At 62.4% G+C, this 16,311-nt stretch carries 18 protein-coding genes and 1 tRNA gene; 9 read left to right on the top strand and 10 right to left on the bottom strand.

Annotated elements, in window-relative coordinates; translation table 11 throughout:
• Nucleotides 1–288 precede the first annotated feature (288 nt).
• Nucleotides 289–1,533 (top strand): flavin-containing monooxygenase, encoded by a 1,245-nt coding sequence (locus tag J1C56_RS22800; RefSeq protein ID WP_214392332.1) that lies wholly within the window; start codon nt 289–291, stop codon nt 1,531–1,533.
• 148 nt (nt 1,534–1,681) lie between these two features.
• On the opposite strand, the gene J1C56_RS22795 is transcribed toward J1C56_RS22800, so the two are convergent.
• From J1C56_RS22795 to J1C56_RS22785, 3 genes are all read right to left on the bottom strand, one after another.
• A tRNA-Arg gene (locus tag J1C56_RS22795) sits at nt 1,682–1,758 on the bottom strand.
• Between the two features lie 170 nt (nt 1,759–1,928).
• A complete protein-coding gene (locus tag J1C56_RS22790; RefSeq protein ID WP_214392331.1) occupies nt 1,929–2,765 on the bottom strand; it encodes a universal stress protein in 837 nt (278 codons plus the stop codon).
• Nucleotides 2,766–2,867: 102 nt separating this feature from the next.
• The gene (locus J1C56_RS22785) at nt 2,868–4,355 is read right to left on the bottom strand and encodes a sensor histidine kinase (RefSeq protein WP_214392330.1); all 1,488 of its coding nucleotides are present in this window, start codon (nt 4,353–4,355) and stop codon (nt 2,868–2,870) included.
• Nucleotides 4,356–4,710: 355 nt separating this feature from the next.
• Between J1C56_RS22785 and rpmH the strand changes: the two genes are divergently transcribed.
• The 5 genes from rpmH to yihA all read left to right on the top strand — a co-directional run bounded on the left by rpmH (nt 4,711) and on the right by yihA (nt 8,721).
• Nucleotides 4,711–4,845 (top strand): 50S ribosomal protein L34, encoded by a 135-nt coding sequence (gene rpmH / locus J1C56_RS22780; RefSeq protein ID WP_008833937.1) that lies wholly within the window; start codon nt 4,711–4,713, stop codon nt 4,843–4,845.
• Nucleotides 4,846–4,861: 16 nt separating this feature from the next.
• Nucleotides 4,862–5,230 carry a ribonuclease P protein component gene (gene rnpA, locus J1C56_RS22775; RefSeq protein ID WP_214392329.1) on the top strand — a complete coding sequence of 123 codons (369 nt, stop codon included), beginning with the start codon at nt 4,862–4,864 and terminating at the stop codon, nt 5,228–5,230.
• 9 nt (nt 5,231–5,239) lie between these two features.
• Nucleotides 5,240–7,060, top strand: coding sequence for a membrane protein insertase YidC (gene yidC / locus J1C56_RS22770; protein WP_214392328.1), 1,821 nt, complete (start codon nt 5,240–5,242; stop codon nt 7,058–7,060).
• Between the two features lie 363 nt (nt 7,061–7,423).
• Nucleotides 7,424–8,062 carry a CatB-related O-acetyltransferase gene (locus J1C56_RS22765; RefSeq protein WP_214392327.1) on the top strand — a complete coding sequence of 213 codons (639 nt, stop codon included), beginning with the start codon at nt 7,424–7,426 and terminating at the stop codon, nt 8,060–8,062.
• A complete protein-coding gene (yihA, locus tag J1C56_RS22760) occupies nt 8,059–8,721 on the top strand; it encodes a ribosome biogenesis GTP-binding protein YihA/YsxC (protein WP_214392326.1) in 663 nt (220 codons plus the stop codon). The genes J1C56_RS22765 and yihA overlap by 4 nt, the downstream gene beginning before the upstream one ends.
• 39 nt (nt 8,722–8,760) lie before the next feature.
• Here the strand turns inward: yihA and J1C56_RS22755 are convergent, their stop codons facing one another.
• The 5 genes from J1C56_RS22755 to J1C56_RS22735 form a co-directional block, all read right to left on the bottom strand.
• Nucleotides 8,761–9,093, bottom strand: coding sequence for an antibiotic biosynthesis monooxygenase family protein (locus tag J1C56_RS22755; protein ID WP_214392325.1), 333 nt, complete (start codon nt 9,091–9,093; stop codon nt 8,761–8,763).
• 92 nt (nt 9,094–9,185) lie between these two features.
• Nucleotides 9,186–9,683, bottom strand: a complete 498-nt coding sequence (gene msrB / locus J1C56_RS22750; RefSeq protein ID WP_214392324.1) for a peptide-methionine (R)-S-oxide reductase MsrB — start codon at nt 9,681–9,683, stop codon at nt 9,186–9,188.
• A 195-nt stretch (nt 9,684–9,878) separates the two neighbouring features.
• Nucleotides 9,879–10,430 carry a fasciclin domain-containing protein gene (locus J1C56_RS22745; protein ID WP_214392323.1) on the bottom strand — a complete coding sequence of 184 codons (552 nt, stop codon included), beginning with the start codon at nt 10,428–10,430 and terminating at the stop codon, nt 9,879–9,881.
• Nucleotides 10,431–10,619: 189 nt separating this feature from the next.
• Nucleotides 10,620–11,351: an anti-sigma factor gene (locus J1C56_RS22740; protein WP_214392322.1), complete on the bottom strand. Its 732-nt coding sequence runs from the start codon at nt 11,349–11,351 to the stop codon at nt 10,620–10,622.
• Nucleotides 11,348–11,887, bottom strand: coding sequence for a sigma-70 family RNA polymerase sigma factor (locus J1C56_RS22735; RefSeq protein ID WP_214392321.1), 540 nt, complete (start codon nt 11,885–11,887; stop codon nt 11,348–11,350). Before J1C56_RS22735 ends, J1C56_RS22740 begins: the two co-directional genes overlap by 4 nt.
• Nucleotides 11,888–12,069: 182 nt before the next feature.
• Between J1C56_RS22735 and argB the strand changes: the two genes are divergently transcribed.
• On the top strand, nt 12,070–12,972 hold the full coding sequence (gene argB / locus J1C56_RS22730) for an acetylglutamate kinase (RefSeq protein WP_172582946.1): 903 nt from the start codon (nt 12,070–12,072) through the stop codon (nt 12,970–12,972).
• 9 nt (nt 12,973–12,981) lie between these two features.
• Entirely contained in the window at nt 12,982–13,665 is a 684-nt protein-coding gene (locus J1C56_RS22725; RefSeq protein WP_214392320.1) for a transporter substrate-binding domain-containing protein, read from the top strand.
• A 7-nt stretch (nt 13,666–13,672) separates the two neighbouring features.
• Here J1C56_RS22725 and J1C56_RS22720 read toward each other — a convergent pair whose 3' ends face one another.
• Nucleotides 13,673–14,149, bottom strand: coding sequence for an Lrp/AsnC family transcriptional regulator (locus J1C56_RS22720; RefSeq protein ID WP_214392319.1), 477 nt, complete (start codon nt 14,147–14,149; stop codon nt 13,673–13,675).
• Nucleotides 14,150–14,282: 133 nt separating this feature from the next.
• Between J1C56_RS22720 and phhA the strand changes: the two genes are divergently transcribed.
• The gene (gene phhA, locus J1C56_RS22715; RefSeq protein ID WP_214392318.1) at nt 14,283–15,116 is read left to right on the top strand and encodes a phenylalanine 4-monooxygenase; all 834 of its coding nucleotides are present in this window, start codon (nt 14,283–14,285) and stop codon (nt 15,114–15,116) included.
• Between the two features lie 4 nt (nt 15,117–15,120).
• Here the strand turns inward: phhA and J1C56_RS22710 are convergent, their stop codons facing one another.
• Nucleotides 15,121–16,026: a DMT family transporter gene (locus J1C56_RS22710; protein WP_214392317.1), complete on the bottom strand. Its 906-nt coding sequence runs from the start codon at nt 16,024–16,026 to the stop codon at nt 15,121–15,123.
• Nucleotides 16,027–16,311: the final 285 nt, after the last annotated feature.

Genomic DNA, 16,311 nt, shown 5'->3' with positions numbered 1-16,311 from the left:
TATTTCCGAAAGACGTGTTGATCGCTGCTTGTCTTGGTAGACTGGCGTTCGCAACGAGCTGGCGAGCAAGCTCTGGCCCATCGAGCAGAGACGCGAGCGTCCGCTTAGTTCCGTAGTGGCGGAGATAGTGGCGCACCGGAGGGGATGAAACTGGCACCGCTATGTCGTCGCGGGGGCTTTGTAGTTAATGAAACGCTTGTCATGCGCGAGAGCAACGCCATGCTGGAAAGCGGACCATCTACTGATTTCACAAAGTACAATAGCGTTGTAACTAGAGGGGGGGGCGTAATGACGAGCGGAACGGACATTCTTGATGCCGTCGTCATCGGTGCCGGTTGGGCGGGGCTAGGCGTCAGCCATGCGCTGGCGCAGCGCGGCTTGCGTCATAGAGTGTTGGAGCGAGGTCGCATCGGTGAGACTTGGCGGACCCAGCGCTGGGACTCCTTTCGGGTAAACACACCTAACAGCCAAACGGTCATGCCCGGGGATACCTATGTCGGCCCGGATCCCGACGGTGCAATGACAAGCGGCGAGCTTGTCGCGCTGGTGGAGGACTATGCCGGCCGGCATGGCCTGCCGGTGGAAACCGGTACGCCGGTGACCGACCTTGTCGTGAGCGATGGCCTGTACCGGCTGGCTGTTCCGAGCGGCTCCCTGTGGGCGAGGAATGTGGTGATCGCTAGCAGTAACCAGAATTGCCCGGAGCGCCCGCCTTTCTCTGCTTTGTTGCCGCCCGAGGTCAAACAGATTGATGCATCGGCCTACCGCAACCCGTCTGGTCTCGACAGTGGAGCCGTGCTGGTGGTCGGTAGCGCCCAGTCGGGTGGCCAAATCGCCGAGGACTTGGTCCAGGCGGGGCGAACTGTGTATCTTGCAACAGGCCGAGTCGGCCGGCTGCCCCGAATGTACCGAGGTACTCACATCAGTGTCTGGATGGTTCTTACCGGACTGATAGATTTGACGCGCACGGAACTGCTTCAACAGGGGCCTATCCCGGGAAGGGCGCTGACAGGAGCGCTCCATACGATCAGCCTGCAATCCCTCAGTGCGCAAGGCGTTGTCTTGCTGGGTCGGCTCACCGGCGTCGACGACGGCAGCCTCTCGTTCAGCGACGAGGCAGAAGCGCATGTTCGCCATGCGGACGAGGGTTCCGCTAAACTTCGAAGCCAGATCGACGAGTACATCGCGCGCAACGGCATCGATGCCCCTAGGGCTGAGCCGGACCCGGCGGAGGCGATTGGCGCGATCCTGCCGAATCCGCCGATCCGATCAATCGACCTCGCCGCGCGGGGGATTACGACGGTGATCTGGTGCACCGGATTCAGAGGGGATTTCGGCTGGGTGCGCGTTCCCAACGTGCTCGATGCGCGAGGGCAACCATTGCACGAGAACGGGTTTGCGGGCGCCCCTGGCGTGTATTTTGCCGGCCTGCCTTTTGCGATCTCTCGGCGGTCGGGCACAATATTGGCAATCGCAGAGGAAGCAGCCCTGTTGGTCGAAGATATCAAGCGTCGCCTAGACACTTGCATCTGACGTCCCGATTCAGTGATGCCGACTCTAAGCGAAGATCCTCCGGTAGGCGGCTTCCTCCTCTCGCGAGCTTCAAGCCACAAAGGTGGGTGGCCGCAGAGGGTCAATAGCGAACCTCGGTGCCCAGCTTTGTTCCGGAACGGTGGAAAATTGGCGCGCCCGAAAGGATTCGAACCTCTGACCCCCAGATTCGTAGTCTGGTGCTCTATCCAGCTGAGCTACGGGCGCGCATCAGGCCATCTGCAATGGCCGGGTCGTTTCGATCAATGGACCGCAGCGACCGGCGCTACCTAGCGGCTGGCTTTGTGAAATGCAAGCCGGCGCCGGCAAAGTTTTTCACAGTGACGGCCGGACGCAATAGCCCGGCCGTTCGCCTCGCGATATCCCAGCGGGTGCCGTCAGTGCGACAACAGGACAGGGAGTCGCAGGTCGCTCAGGATGCCTTCGGTTGCGCCGCCGAGCACGAAGTCACGCACGCGGGAATGGCCATAGCCGCCCATAACCAACAGCTGTGCACCCAACGACATCGCGGCCTCCTGGAGGGTGACGCCAATGGAGGAGCTGCCGATTTGGGTCGGAACCGCCTCCGCAGTGAGGCCGCGCTGGCGCAGGCCCGCGGCAAGCCGTTCGGCAGCATCGGCATCGCGCAGCTTCTTTTCATTGAGCACGGTAATCACAGAAATCCTGGACGCCTTCTCCAGGAAAGGGCGTGCATCGGCGACAGCACGCGCTGCAACCCGACTGCCATCCCAAGCGATGGCGACATGATCGATAGTGCCTACAGCCGAAAGGCCCGGCAAGATTACAGCCGGACGGCCGGCACCGAAGACGACCGCCTCGGCAAGCATGCGTGAGGTCTGATTGCCCGCTTCCCAGCCGAGCAGCGCGAGGTCGAAATAGCGGGCCCGTTCGCAAGCCGCCTCGCCAAGGGCTGCGACGGGCACTGCTATCTCACCGATGGCGACCTCGACCCCGGCTTCTTTCGCACTCGTCTCCACGGCTGCGAGAAGTTGCTTGCCATGCCTGCGACTGGAAGCCTCGGCATCGCGGATCATCTTTGGTGTATCGAGCAGCAGTGTCGAAAGCGCGTTGGAAACCTGCGGAATGGCCGGATTGAGTACCACCGCATGCAGTTCCGCATTGAACTGGGCTGCGATCGACGCCGCGCTCGATGCCACCGCCTCGGAATTGGCCTCGGGATAGGTGGCAAGAGGAAGGAAGAAATGCGGCTTCATCGGAGTACTCCTTGGTTGACGCGCTCGACCTTGCAGCGTCGGCGCGCATTCAAATGAGACTACCCTATTTCTCCCCGCCTCGCCTTGAGCTGGATCAAGGCGTCACGCCGGCCGGCGCATGCCTTGGCGCGCCTCGTCGAGGCGAACGGGCTGGTCGGGGATGGTGACGGCGAAAACGGTGCGGCCACCAGCGCTCTCGACAAGCTCCAGCGAGCCGCCATGCGCGCGCACCAGCTCGTAGGCGATGGCGAGGCCAAGCCCGGTGCCGCCGCTGCGGGCGGAGCCACGGAAGGCGGCGAACAGGTTCTCGCGCGCCTTTTGCGGCAGGCCCGGGCCAGTGTCGGCGACCAGGATGCGGCTGACGCTGCCCTCGCGCTCGGCATAGACAGTCAGGCGATTGACAATGGCGCTGTCGGCGGCACCGGCCATCGCCTGCACGGCGTTGCGGCACAGATTGGTCAGCACCCTGAACAACTGGTCCGGATCGGCCTCGATCTCGAACTCGGTGTCGACGGCATTGAAGAACTCGATGCCCGATTCGGGCTCGAGGCCGAGCAGGCCATGCACGTCGTCGACAAGCTGGCTGAGCCGAAGGCGTCGGCGCGCCGGCGCCGGCTCCTGGGCGCGGCCGTAAGACAGCACGTTCTCCGAATAGGCAACGGCGCGGTCGAGCGTCCGCAGCAATTTCGGCGCAAAGGCCTGGACGGCCGGATCCTTGACCATGCGCAGGCGGTCGGACATCAGCTGGGCCGAAGCCAGGATGTTGCGCATGTCGTGATTGATCTTCGAGACAGCGAGGCCCAGGTCGGCGAGGTGCTTCTGCTCGTGCAGCATCTTTTGCAGATGCATCTGCATCGCCGCCAGCTCGCGCTCGGCCAGGCCAATCTCGTCGGAACGTGACTCCGGAACGATGACCCCGGTTGGGTCGTCGGGGGCGTCGGAAAAGGTCAGCATCGAACGCGTCATGGCGCGGATGGGCTTGATCATGATGCGGTCGATGGCGGCATAGACAAGAGCCGCGGTGAACAGCGAAATCAACAGCGAGACGAAAACGATATAGCGCGCGTTGGCCAGCATGGCGCGATGCAGCCGGTAATCCGGGATGACGAGCTCGAATTCCTTGGCGCTCTCGCCGACCCGGCCGTAGACGCGCAGCATGCGGTTGCCGCCAAACAACAGCGTGTCGATCGCGTCAGGCATCGAGCCCAGCACGCCAGACTTTGCGATGTCGATATGTTCGTCGACCTCGGGCGGCATGTCGGCGACGACAAGCAAGCGCGACACGCCGCCGTCGCGCACAGCGATCGCCTTGGCGCCGATGGCGGCCAGCACGTCGTTCTGCGCTGCGCGCGACAACGAAGTCGGGTCGCCTTGCACCAGAATGGTCGCAACAGCTGCTGCCGTCGCCAAGCGCTCCTCCAGCCAGCGCAGGCGGAAGGTGGCGATAGAGGGCAGAAAGAACAGAACTTCGGCGAACAGCACGAAGGCGATGGTCAAAAGCAGCAGCTTGGCCGACAGGCCGCGCGAAAGCGGAACCGAACGGTCCGCCTGCTTTCCGGCATATGCACCGGTATCGGCTGCTTCTGTCATGCTGTTCTTTGCTGCGAGGCCAGTGCGAGAATGATGCGCTTCGGACTAAAATGAGCACGAACTGCCTTGCATCCCCTTCATGGCAAAGATAGGCGATCGCAACGCAGTTGCAAATTCCGCACTGCAAAATGTCGAAGCAGCTCCGCTGTCCCCTGTCTTCTGCTGACAGTGCAAATCAACCTTCGGTGGCGCCGGGACGAGCGGATTGACTTCGCGGTACCTTCTTTCTATAAGCCCGCACACGCTCGGGCCCCGCTTCCGGCGCGGTTTCTGATCGCGTCGAAGTCAGCCCAGCTAAGCTCCTGTTACAGTGTGACAGAATCAAGAAGGGCCGCACCCCGCGGTATAAAAACAAATGAAGCGTACCTACCAACCGTCGAAACTCGTCCGTAAGCGCCGCCATGGTTTCCGTGCTCGCATGGCTACCAAGGGCGGTCGTGGCGTCGTCGCAGCTCGCCGCAATCGCGGCCGCAAGCGGCTCTCCGCCTAAGCCATAGGCGGGAACCTTGCCCGCTGACGGCAAGCCAGAGGGGTCTGCTCCGCATGGACGCGGCCCCGAACGGCTTCTGAAAAGAAAACAGTTTCTGGCCGTCCGCCGCGGTGACAAGCGGCGCGGGCGGTTTTTTCTCGTCGAGGTTATGGACCGCGACGACAGTGCGGGGCCGCGTGTCGGCTATACCGTCACCAAGAAGGTCGGCAACGCGGTTGTCCGCAATCGCGTCAAGCGGCGCCTCAGGGAAGCCGTTCGTACACATGCCGCAGGTGACATGGCCGCCGGCAAAGACTATGTGATCGTCGGGCGCGAAGACGTGCTCACCGCCCCCTTCGGCCAGATCACGGCCGAACTTTCTCGGCGCATTCGCGGAACGCGATAAGGGCTTTCGATGGAAAACAACCGTAATTTCTTTATCACCATCGCCTTGTCGGTGCTGATCCTGACGCTCTGGCAGGTGTTCTACATGAACCCTCGCGTCGAATCGCAGCGGGAAACCGCGCGTATCGAAGCCGAGCGCGTGGCAGAGCAGCAGAAGGCAGCTCAACCCGCGGGCACAGCGCCAGGCGCCAGCGCCGGCATGCCTGCGACCCCGCAGGCGGGTGTTCCCGGCACGACGACGGCCCAGGCCGCCGTGGTCGACCGTGCCCAGGCGCTTGCCGCGTCCGGCCGCATCGCGCTCGACACGCCGAGCCTCAAGGGTTCGATCAACCTGACCGGCGCGCGCATCGACGACATCAGCCTCAAGCACTACCGCGTCGCCGTCGAACCGAATTCGCCCGTCATCGAGCTATTGAACCCGCAGGCGTTGCCGTCCGGCTTCTATAGTGAGATCGGCTTCGTCGGCAGCGAAGCGACCGGCGCGGTTCCGGGTCCCGACACCGTCTGGACCGCCGAGGCAAATGCAACGCTGACGCCGGCAACGCCGGTGACGCTGACCTACATCAACGACAAGGGCCTGACCTTCAAGCGCACCATCGCCGTCGACCAGAACTACATGTTCACGGTGACCGATACGGTGGCGAATGCTGGCAGCACCGACGTCGCGCTGTCGAACTACGGCCGCCTCACCCGCTTCGACAAGCCGCTGCATGCTTCGACCTACGTGCTGCACGAAGGCCTGATCGGCGTGACCGGCACGGAAGGCCTGCAGGAAATCAACTACAGCACCATCGAGGACGACAAGCAGGTTCTGCCTGGCAAGTCGACCGATGGCTGGCTCGGCATCACCGACAAGTACTGGGCTGCGGCGCTGGTCCCCTCGGGCAAGCAGCCGTTCCAGCCGCGCTTCTCCTATTTCGAGGACGGCCGCCCGCGCTACCAGGCCGACTATATGACCGACCCGATCACTGTTGCTGCCGGTCAGTCGGCAACCGTCGAGACGCTGGTCTTCGCCGGCGCCAAGGAAGTGGCCAAGATCAACGCCTATGAGGCGGACCGCCAGATCCGCCAGTTCGAGCTTCTGATCGACTGGGGCTGGTTCTACTTCATCACCAAGCCGATGTTCTGGCTCATCGACACGCTCTACAAATTGCTTGGCAACTTCGGTCTGTCGATCCTCGCCACCACCGTCATCGTCAAGGCCATCTTCTTCCCGCTCGCCAACAAGTCGTACAAGTCGATGGCGAACATGAAGATGGTGCAGCCCAAGATGCTGGAAATCCGCGAGAAGTACGCGGACGACAAGATGAAGCAGCAGCAGGCGATGATGGAGCTGTACAAGACCGAGAAGATCAATCCGCTGGCCGGCTGCTGGCCGGTGCTGATCCAGATCCCGGTGTTCTTCGCGCTCTACAAGGTGCTCTACGTCACCATCGAAATGCGCCATGCGCCGTTCTTCGGCTGGATTCACGATCTGGCCGCACCGGATCCGACGTCGCTGTTCAACCTGTTTGGCCTGCTGCCATGGGGCGTGCCCGCCTTCCTGATGATCGGCGTCTGGCCGCTGATCATGGGCGTGACCATGTTCCTGCAGATGCGCATGAACCCGACACCTCCGGATCCGACCCAGGCGATGATCTTCACCTGGATGCCGATCCTGTTCACCTTCATGCTGGCATCGTTCCCGGCGGGCCTCGTCATCTACTGGGCGTGGAACAACTCGCTGTCGATCCTCCAGCAGGGCGTGATCATGAAGCGCCAGGGCGCCAAGATCGAGCTCTGGGACAATCTGGTGGCGTTGTTCAAGAAGAAACCGACACCGGCGGAATAGCCGCCCTTCGGGACCAAACGAAAAGGCCCCCGGAAATTTCCGGGGCCTTTTTGCATTTTGAGACATTCGAGTTTTCTTCAACTGGAGGCTGAAACTTTTGCGCTGGTGGCAGCGTAGCTGAGCGATGCCTCCCAAGCATCAGCCTGCGGGGTGGCGGTTTCTGACCATCCCCCCCGGTCAGAATTGAACCGTCTCGGCAAAGGCCGGGGTTCCGCATCCCTTGCGGAACCCCGGTTTGCACCTCGATCGAAGGTGCCGGGGTCTTGCTTGCAAAAACCGGATCTCGAAGATCATCACCGCCGATGTCTTCGTCGCGGATCGCGCTATACTGGTATCGACGCGCATAAATATGGATGAGACGCCATGCCCGGACCCAACCCCGCGATCAAGCACCCGATACCGATGCACAAGCGCGTCGGCTTCCTCAAATCCCTCGTCGACGCCGAGAACATCGAGATCGGCGACTTCACCTATTACGACGATCCCGACGGTCCTGATCTGTTTCAGCAGAAATGCGTGCTGCACCACTACCCGTTCATCGGCGACAAGCTGATCATCGGCAAGTTCTGCGCCATCGCCGAAGGCGCGCGCTTCATCATGAACGGCGCCAACCACGCCATGTCAGGGTTTTCGACCTACCCGTTCAATATATTTGGCCACGGCTGGGAAGAAGGCTTCGACGTTGCCACCTGGCAGCAGGAGGTGCGCGGCGACACTGTGCTCGGCAATGACGTGTGGATCGGCATGGAAGCGGTGATCCTGCCGGGGGTCCATATCGGTCATGGCGCCATAGTCGCTGCGAAATCGGTTGTCAGCAGGCACGTACCGCCTTATGCGATCGTAGCCGGCAATCCTTCCGTCGTGGTCAAGAAGCGTTTCGACGACAAGACCATCGAACGGCTTCTTTCGATTGCCTGGTGGGATTGGCCGGTGGACAAGATCGGCCGCAACCTCAATGCCATTCGCGGCTCGGATATTTCTCTGCTGGAGGCAGCGGCTTGAACGAACATACGACCAACGGCCCGGTGGATGCCGAGCTTTTCAAGCGCCCATGGATTTTCATCCGCGGCGTCCCTGCCATGAAATTCCTGCCGCCGGAAGGCCCGCCGGAGATCGCCTTCGCCGGCCGTTCGAATGTCGGCAAGTCGTCACTTATCAACGCATTGGTTCGCCATGGCGGGCTGGCGCGGACGTCGAACACGCCGGGGCGCACGCAGGAGCTCAACTATTTCGTGCCCGACGGCTATTCCGGCGAGGCCGGCGACCTGCCGCCCATGGCCTTGGTCGACATGCCCGGCTATGGCTATGCCCAGGCGCCCAAGGAACAGGTCGACCAGTGGACCAAGCTGGTGTTCGACTATCTGCGCGGCCGGGTGACGCTCAAGCGCGTCTATCTGCTGATCGATTCCCGCCACGGCATCAAGAAGAACGACGAGGAGGTTTTGACCCTGCTCGACAAGGCGGCGATTTCCTACCAGATCGTCCTGACCAAGACCGACAAGATCAAGGCCGCGGGCGTGCAGCCGCTGATCGAAGACACGCTTTTGAAGATCAAGAAGCGCGCCGCCGCCTTCCCGACCGTGCTGGCAACCTCGTCCGAGAAGAACGAAGGCCTGGACGAGCTGCGCGCGGCGATCGCGCTGGTGGTCAACGGCGGCTGATCGCTGCCGCCGTCGCGTGCACCCTGAGGCAAACCGGCCTCAGGCCTGCGTCACCTCGTGGACGACCTGATAGTAGCCAGGCACCGCGCTCTCGATCAGCGGCCCGACCTTCGCGATATGATCGGCGAAGCCTTGCGTCTGATGTACCCGCTTGTGATCAGCGACCGTGTCGAAGGTGCTGATCATGATCGCCGTATTGCCGTCGATCGAACGATGCAGGCGGCTGCCCCTCCAACCTGGAACGTTCCCGATCGAACGACCCAGATTGATCTTCTGCAGGGCGATGAACTCGTCCAGCTTGCCCGGCTTCAGGGTGAAGATGTTGACGAACGCCACCGGGCCGTTCAGTTCGTTCTCTGCATTCTGGCTCATTGCTGCTCTTCTTTTTCCATTCTGGATCTCGTGAGAGCACATCAATGCAACCTCAAGATATCTTGAGGTCAAGAGAAATTTTCAAGAAAGGATCAGGCCGCGGCCGGCCGGAACGTCAAGGCCAGCCCGTTGATGCAATGGCGCTTGCCGGTTGGCGGCGGGCCGTCGTCGAAGATGTGGCCGAAATGGCCACCGCAGCGGCGGCAATGCACTTCGGTGCGGGTCATCAGCAGCGAAGTGTCGACATTGGTGCCGATCGAATTGGGCAACGCGTCCCAGAAGCTTGGCCAGCCGGTGCCGGAATCGAACTTGGTGTCGGACGAATAGGCAGCCAGGTCGCAGCCGGCGCAGTTGAACGTACCCTTGCGGTGTTCGTTGAGAAGCTGGCTCGACCCCGGCGGCTCGGTGTCCTCCTGGCGCAGCACTGCAAAGGCGGCAGGAGAGAGAATTGCGCGCCACTGGGCTTCGGTCTTGGTGACCTCGAAGTTCTCGGCCAAAGCCGGGCCGGCAATGGTCAGCCGTCTCGAGATCATGAAACCGGCAACAACGGCGATCGCGGCACTGCCCAACAGGAATGAACGGCGGTCCATGGTTTTTCTCCTATCCGACCATAGGCCGGCGCCGCATCACGGCGAAATCAACAGGGCTTGAGGCCTCTCACCCGTAGTTCGACGGGCCAGCCCTCGACGAACCACGCCCCGCAACGGTGACCGTTGCGGGGCGCTTTGCCGATTGCGCGAGCCTCAGGGAGCGACAGCGTCGCACAACCACGCTGCCCCCCGGGCTTACATCTTGGGCAGCAGAACCTTGTCGATGACATGGATGACGCCGTTCGACTGCTCGACATTGGCGATGGTGACGTTGGCAACGTTGCCGTTTTCGTCCTCGACCGTCACCTTGTCGCCGTCATACTTGGCGGTCCAGGTGCAGCCACCAACAGTCTTGACGGGGTGGGCACCCTTGTCGTCGTCGACCATCTTCTTGATGTCGGCAGCCATCGCCTTGGCGCCGACGACATGGCAGGTCAGGATCTTGGTCAGCTTGTCCTTGTTCTCGGGCTTGAGCAGGGTCTCGACAGTGCCGGCCGGAAGCGCTGCGAAGGCTTCGTTGGTCGGCGCAAAGACGGTGAACGGGCCCTTGCCCTGCAGCGTCTCGACCAGGCCGGCTGCCTTCACAGCAGCGACGAGCGTGGTGTGGTCCTTCGAATTCACCGCGTTTTCGACGATGTTCTTGTCGGCGAACATCGCGGCACCGCCAACCATCGGGTTTTCGGCATAGGCAAAGGTGGCGAGAGCGGAAAAGGTACCGGCGAGCAAAGCGAGAGAGATCTTACGCATATTGTAACTCCTTGGGTTGTTTCCCGAATTGGAAAGGCACAAGGAATTACGGGCATGAGATTATATAGTTTCACTTTCTCGCGATAAATATTTCACATCTTTCAATCTAATCTTTTGCAAACCGCGAAGACACGAGTGACACAGCGATAAAGTTTCACCCCGTTGCGAATTCGGGCAAATTTTTCTGGATTAGATGTCGCGCAGGTCGCCGGCGGCAACGACCGGGCCGGTCGGCTGGCCGGTCGGCGAGCCGCCCGAAGGCTCGAGGCTGACGGCCAGAATGGCGCCCGCCGCGAGCTTGTCGCGCATCGCCTGATCGACGTTGATATGGATCGTCGATCCGACCGGGATGACGCCCATCGAGACCGGAGCGTTGCTGCCCTCGATCATCCAGAGTTCGAAATCCCTGCCGGTGGCGCGCTCGCCGGAGACGTGTGAAAGGCCGATCTGGCCACTGCCAGCGTCGTACATCGCCATGTACTTGACGTCACTGCCATCGGCAGCGAGCGAAGCGACCATGCGCTCCTGCGGCAGTTGGGCTGGCGGATTGATGTAGGGAACAGCAACATAGATCGCGAGCGCAGCGACAGCTGCCGTAGCGAGGCCGCGCCAGAAGGCGAGACTGGCCCACAAGCTCCCGGAGCCCTGCGAACTGGGCGCCGGCGACGTCGCGGTTGCGGTGAACAGCCTGCGGTCGATCGCCGGCTTGACCGAGGCCGGGGCTTCGATTTCCGGGTAGGCGGCGGCGAGCGGCGCGAAATGCACCTCCCACTGGTCGACCATGCGGGCGAAACCAGGCTCGCCGTCGATGCGGGCGCTGGCCTGACGTCGCTCGTCGGCAGGCAGGACACCGAGAACGTATTCGGCGGCGACCAGATCGTCGCCTCCACGTTCCTGTCCATTGTCTTGCGCGAGCGTCATCTTTCCAGACATTCCCTGAGTTTGAGCAGGCTGCGGCGCAGCCAGGTACGCATGGTGTTGAGCGGCACGCCGTGGCGGTCCGCGAGTTCGTTATAACTCTCCCCCTTGAGATAGGCGCCGCGGACCGCGGCCGCCTTGTCCTTCTCCAGTTCTTCCAGGCAGCCATGGATGCGCTCGGCTTCGCCGCCCGCCACCGCTGCAGCCTCTGGCCCCGGCCCCGGATCCGCAACCTCGAGCGCCTCGTCAATCGAGAGAGGCGCCTGACGCCGCGCCCGTATGCGATCGATCGCATGATTGCGCGCGATTGCTACAAGCCACGAAATGGGGCTGAGATCAGAAACTGCGAAGCGGTCCGCTTTCGTCCAGATCTTGACGAAGACCTCTTGCAGCGCTTCCTCGGCATCTGCCCTGTCATTCAATACACGCAGACAGACCCCGAAAAGTTTCGAGCTCGTGTGCCGGTAGAGCAAATCGAAGGCCGCACGGTCCTTCATCGAGGTCCGAACAATCAGCTTGGTGATGTCCTGCGGCGTCATGCCCGCCAAGTTACGTGGCGCGAAACGAATTGCAACTGCTGTTTAAGCCGCGTGGATCACTGCAACCGGTTTCAGCGATGCATGAGGCACGGCACCGCAGATGCGCCGGCCCCATCGAACCATTTGCCCCCTGCCCGGTTTCCGGCTAAGACCGCGCCGACCTTTTCCACCGACCCGGGACCATGCCGATGACGACGAACGTCGCCGCCACCGCCGAAATGCAGGCTGCCCTGCTCTCCGCGGCCTTGCCCTACATGCAGCGCTACGAAAACAAGACGGTCGTGGTGAAATATGGCGGCCACGCCATGGGCAATGTCGAGCTCGGCCGCGCCTTTGCCCGCGACATCGCTTTACTGAAGCAGTCAGGCGTCAACCCGATCGTCGTGCACGGCGGCGGCCCGCAGATCGGCGCCATGCTGACCAAGATGGGCATCGAATCGAAGTTCGAGGGCGGCCTGCGCGTCACCGACCAGAAGACGGTCGAGATCGTCGAGATGGTGCTGGCGGGCTCGATCAACAAGGAGATCGTCGCCCTCATCAACGCCGAGGGCGAATGGGCGATCGGCCTGTGCGGCAAGGACGGCAACATGGTCTTCGCCGAAAAGGCCAAGAAGACCATGGTCGACCCCGACTCGAACATCGAGAAGGTGATCGATCTCGGCTTCGTCGGCGAGCCGGTTGAAGTCGACCGCACGCTGCTCGACCTCCTCGCCCGTTCCGAAATGATCCCGGTGCTGGCGCCCGTCGCCCCGGGGCGCGACGGGCATACCTACAACATCAACGCCGACACCTTCGCCGGCGCCATCGCCGGCGCGGTCAAGGCGTCACGGCTGCTGTTCCTCACCGACGTGCCTGGCGTGCTCGACAAGGACAAGAAACTCATCGACGAGCTGACGGTCGCCGACGCCAAGGCGCTGATCAAGGACGGCACCATCTCGGGCGGCATGATCCCCAAGGTCGAGACCTGCATCGAGGCGATCGAGCGCGGCGTCGAAGGCGTCGTCATCCTCAACGGCAAGACGCCGCATTCGGTGCTGCTCGAACTGTTCACCGAGCACGGCGCGGGCACGCTGATCGTTCCGTAAGGAGCCGCGATGAAGTTCGCCTGGATAGCCGAACCGCCCTTCAACTATCAGGAGGGTGGCGGGCTGACTGGCAGCGACGTCGAACTGGCCCGGTACATTTTCGCCGGCATCGGCGAATCCTTTGAACCGGTCGAAACCAGTTTCTTGGAGTTGTTGCCCGGGCTTGAAGACGGTCGCTGGGACGTGACCACCGGAATGTTCGCCACGAGGGAACGTGCCGAACGCGCCTTCTTCACCTTGCCGATCTGGGCGCTGCGCGACGGACTTCTGGTGCGTGAGAGCAACCGTGACCGCATCGCCGGCTATCGCAGCCTTGCCGCCCTGGGAGGCAAGCTTGCCGTCCTCGCGGGGCAGATTCAAGAACAGACGGCCCTGAGTCTCGGGTTCCGTGCCGACACCGTCGTCATCTTCCAGGACTATGACGAGGCGGCGCAGGCCGTCGCCGACGGGGCCGTCGAGGCATATGCCAGTGTCGAGAGCGCGCATCGCGAGCACGTTACCCGGAATCCTGGGACTGGCTTGGCGTGCGTCACCGTTCCGGCCAGTGAGAAGGTACCCGCCTCCGGCGCATTCGCGTGCCGCAGCCGCGAGATCCAAGAGCGCCTCGATAGCCTATTGGGCACCTTTCTCGGCACGCCGGCTCACGCGACACTTCTCTCTTCGTTTGGGCTGGCACCTGAGAGCCGACCCTGAGAGACCCCTACCCCCGCAAATGCGCGAGCGGCACATGGCCCGGCCCCTTGATGTTCTGCAACACCAGCTGGGTGTGCACGTCGCGGACGCCTGAAAGCCGCATCAGCCGGTGCATGACGAAGGCGTTGAGGTCGTCGACGCTGGGCACCATGACATGCAGCAGGAAGTCGTAGTCGCCGGTCATCGTCCAGCACGCCGAGACCTCGTCCATGCGCTGCACGGCGGCGATGAATTTTTCCGGCGAATCGTCGCTGTGGCTGACCAGCCTGACCTGGACGAAGACCTCGACCATCAGGCCGACCGCGCGGCGGCCGATGCGGGCCGAAAACCCCTTGATGACGCCGGCTTCCTGCAACGCTTCGAAGCGGCGGGCGCAAGGCGTGTTGGACAGGCCGATCTCCTGCGCGATCTCGGAAACCGGCTTGCGCCCGTCGCGCTGGAGAATCTCGAGCATCTTGATCTCGAACTCGTCGAACTGAGGCATTTTTACCCTTTCTGAGAATTCATTGGGTGAATATACCTCAAATCCAGAACCAATGCGCACAAAGAGGTGAACTCCGCTCCGCTGCGGCGGTTATGATTCCTCATCGAAGCTGGTTTCCGGGGAGGATCGGACCATGAGCGTGAGCGTTCAAGACTATGCACAGGAATGTGCGGCGCAGGGGCTGCGCGGTGACTACAGCGTCTGCCGGGCGGATTTCACCGTCGAGCAGAAGTACGACTATAGCCAGGCCGAACAGGATGTGTGGCGCACGCTGTGCGACCGCCAGACCAAGCTGACCCAGCGGCTGGCGCACAAATCCTACCTCGACGGCATGTCGGCGCTCGGTCTCGTCGACCGCATTCCGGATTTTCACGAGGTCAGCGAAAAGCTGCGCAAGCTCTCCGGCTGGGAGATCGTGGCGGTGCCCGGCCTGATCCCGGCGCAACCCTTCTTCGACCATCTCGCCAACCGCCGCTTCCCGGTCACCAACTGGCTGAGGACGCGCGATGAGCTCGACTACATCGTCGAGCCCGACATGTTCCACGACTTCTTCGGCCACGTGCCGGTGCTGAGCCAGCCGGTGTTCGGCGATTTCATGCAGATGTACGGCGAGAAGGCGACCGACCTCATCGCGCTTGGCGGCGACGAGATGATCACCCGGCTCTACTGGTACACCGCCGAATACGGGCTGATGCAGGAACCCGGCCAGCCGCTCAAGGCATTCGGCGCCGGCCTGATGTCGTCCTTCACCGAACTGCAGTTCGCGGTCGAAAGCGCTGATGCCCATCAGGTGCCCTTCGACATCGAGACGGTGATGCGCACGACCTACGAGATCGACAAGTTCCAGCGCGCCTATTTCGTGCTGCCGTCGTTCGACACGCTGAAGGATGCGTTCCAGAACAGCGACCTGGCCGGCATCATCAAGCGCTGGAAAGCCGAGCCGCCGCGCGATCCCGCGACGATCTAGGCTCCTAGCCTACGGCGAGCAGCACCAGGATGCCGCCGACGATCAGCACGCAACCGGCTATCTCGAGCCGGTTGATGCGCTCGCGAAAGAAGAAGACGCTGGACGCGAAGGTAAACAGCATCTCGATCTGGGCGAGCGACTTGACGATCGCGGCCTGCTGCAGGGTCATCGCCATGAACCAGCCGAACGAAGCCGAGGCGCCGACAAGGCCGGTAAACAGTGCTGGCCGCCACGCCTTGGCGATGCGCGGCAGCTCGTCACGCTCTTTCCAGACAATCCAGGCCAGCATGACCAGCGTCTGGAAGACGATGACGACGGCGAGCGTAACAGCCGCCTGCATCATGAAGTTCGGCCCGCCAAGCGCCAGCGACGCCGCGCGGTAGGCGACCGCCGAGATGCCGAAGAACGTGCCCGAAGCCAGTCCGATCAGCGCGTTGCGACTGAGCACCGATGTCACCAGCGTGCGCGCGGTGAATGCCGTATGCGCGACCGAGATCAGCATCACGCCGAAGACGCTGATGGCGATGGCCGCGATTGCACCCGATGTCGCGCGTTCGCCGAGGAAAAGCAGCCCGAACAAGGCCGCCTGCGCCGGTTCGGTGCGCGAATAGGCGGTGCCGACGGCAAAGTTGCGGAATGAAAACAGGTGGATCAGCAGGAAGGTCGCGGCGATCTGGCCAAGGCCGCCGAGCACTGCCCAGACGAAGAACGTCCTGTTCAGGGCCGGCAGCTCGTAGCCGACCACGAAATGCAGCACGCCGACGAAGGCTAGCGCGAAGGGGAAGCCGAAACCGAAGCGCACGAATGTGGCACCGGTCGTGCCCATCACGCCCTTGAGATGCTTCTGTACCACCGACCGCAGGTTCTGCAGGAAGGCGGCAGCGATGGTGATGGGAATCCACAACGGCATGTCGGTTCAGTATCGGCTGAAGGCGGCCGGAGCGGCCGCGCTCCAGCGTCTACAGCATCGCCCCGAAATTCGGAATCGATTTTCAGGGCAATGCATTGATCCAGGAACTGTTCGTCCCCCGACCGGGCATGTCACATCAGAGCGCTACACTTATCTGCTGGAAGCCTGCACCGCGCCCAAGCCCGAACCAGCGTCGCGTGGCGGCACGGTCTGGAACAGCTACGAGATGGCGATGCCCATGCCGAAGCCGCACATCAGCAGCGGCAGGACAAGGTGCCAGTGGTC

It is taken from the genome of Aminobacter anthyllidis (assembly GCF_018555685.1).
In the GTDB taxonomy this organism is placed as follows: domain Bacteria; phylum Pseudomonadota; class Alphaproteobacteria; order Rhizobiales; family Rhizobiaceae; genus Aminobacter; species Aminobacter anthyllidis.
This window is presented reverse-complemented; position numbering and strand designations above follow the sequence as displayed.

Bases quoted from the DNA above. Each gene is read 5' to 3' on its own strand.
- J1C56_RS22800 (WP_214392332.1), top strand. From the start codon at position 289: ATGACGAGCGGAACGGACATTCTTGATGCCGTCGTCATCGGTGCCGGT.
- J1C56_RS22790 (WP_214392331.1), bottom strand. From the start codon at position 2,765: ATGAAGCCGCATTTCTTCCTTCCTCTTGCCACCTATCCCGAGGCCAAT.
- J1C56_RS22785 (WP_214392330.1), bottom strand. From the start codon at position 4,355: ATGACAGAAGCAGCCGATACCGGTGCATATGCCGGAAAGCAGGCGGAC.
- rpmH (WP_008833937.1), top strand. From the start codon at position 4,711: ATGAAGCGTACCTACCAACCGTCGAAACTCGTCCGTAAGCGCCGCCAT.
- yidC (WP_214392328.1), top strand. From the start codon at position 5,240: ATGGAAAACAACCGTAATTTCTTTATCACCATCGCCTTGTCGGTGCTG.
- J1C56_RS22765 (WP_214392327.1), top strand. From the start codon at position 7,424: ATGCCCGGACCCAACCCCGCGATCAAGCACCCGATACCGATGCACAAG.
- J1C56_RS22755 (WP_214392325.1), bottom strand. From the start codon at position 9,093: ATGAGCCAGAATGCAGAGAACGAACTGAACGGCCCGGTGGCGTTCGTC.
- msrB (WP_214392324.1), bottom strand. From the start codon at position 9,683: ATGGACCGCCGTTCATTCCTGTTGGGCAGTGCCGCGATCGCCGTTGTT.
- J1C56_RS22745 (WP_214392323.1), bottom strand. From the start codon at position 10,430: ATGCGTAAGATCTCTCTCGCTTTGCTCGCCGGTACCTTTTCCGCTCTC.
- J1C56_RS22740 (WP_214392322.1), bottom strand. From the start codon at position 11,351: ATGACGCTCGCGCAAGACAATGGACAGGAACGTGGAGGCGACGATCTG.
- J1C56_RS22735 (WP_214392321.1), bottom strand. From the start codon at position 11,887: ATGACGCCGCAGGACATCACCAAGCTGATTGTTCGGACCTCGATGAAG.
- argB (WP_172582946.1), top strand. From the start codon at position 12,070: ATGCCGATGACGACGAACGTCGCCGCCACCGCCGAAATGCAGGCTGCC.
- J1C56_RS22725 (WP_214392320.1), top strand. From the start codon at position 12,982: ATGAAGTTCGCCTGGATAGCCGAACCGCCCTTCAACTATCAGGAGGGT.
- J1C56_RS22720 (WP_214392319.1), bottom strand. From the start codon at position 14,149: ATGCCTCAGTTCGACGAGTTCGAGATCAAGATGCTCGAGATTCTCCAG.
- phhA (WP_214392318.1), top strand. From the start codon at position 14,283: ATGAGCGTGAGCGTTCAAGACTATGCACAGGAATGTGCGGCGCAGGGG.
- J1C56_RS22710 (WP_214392317.1), bottom strand. From the start codon at position 16,026: ATGCCGTTGTGGATTCCCATCACCATCGCTGCCGCCTTCCTGCAGAAC.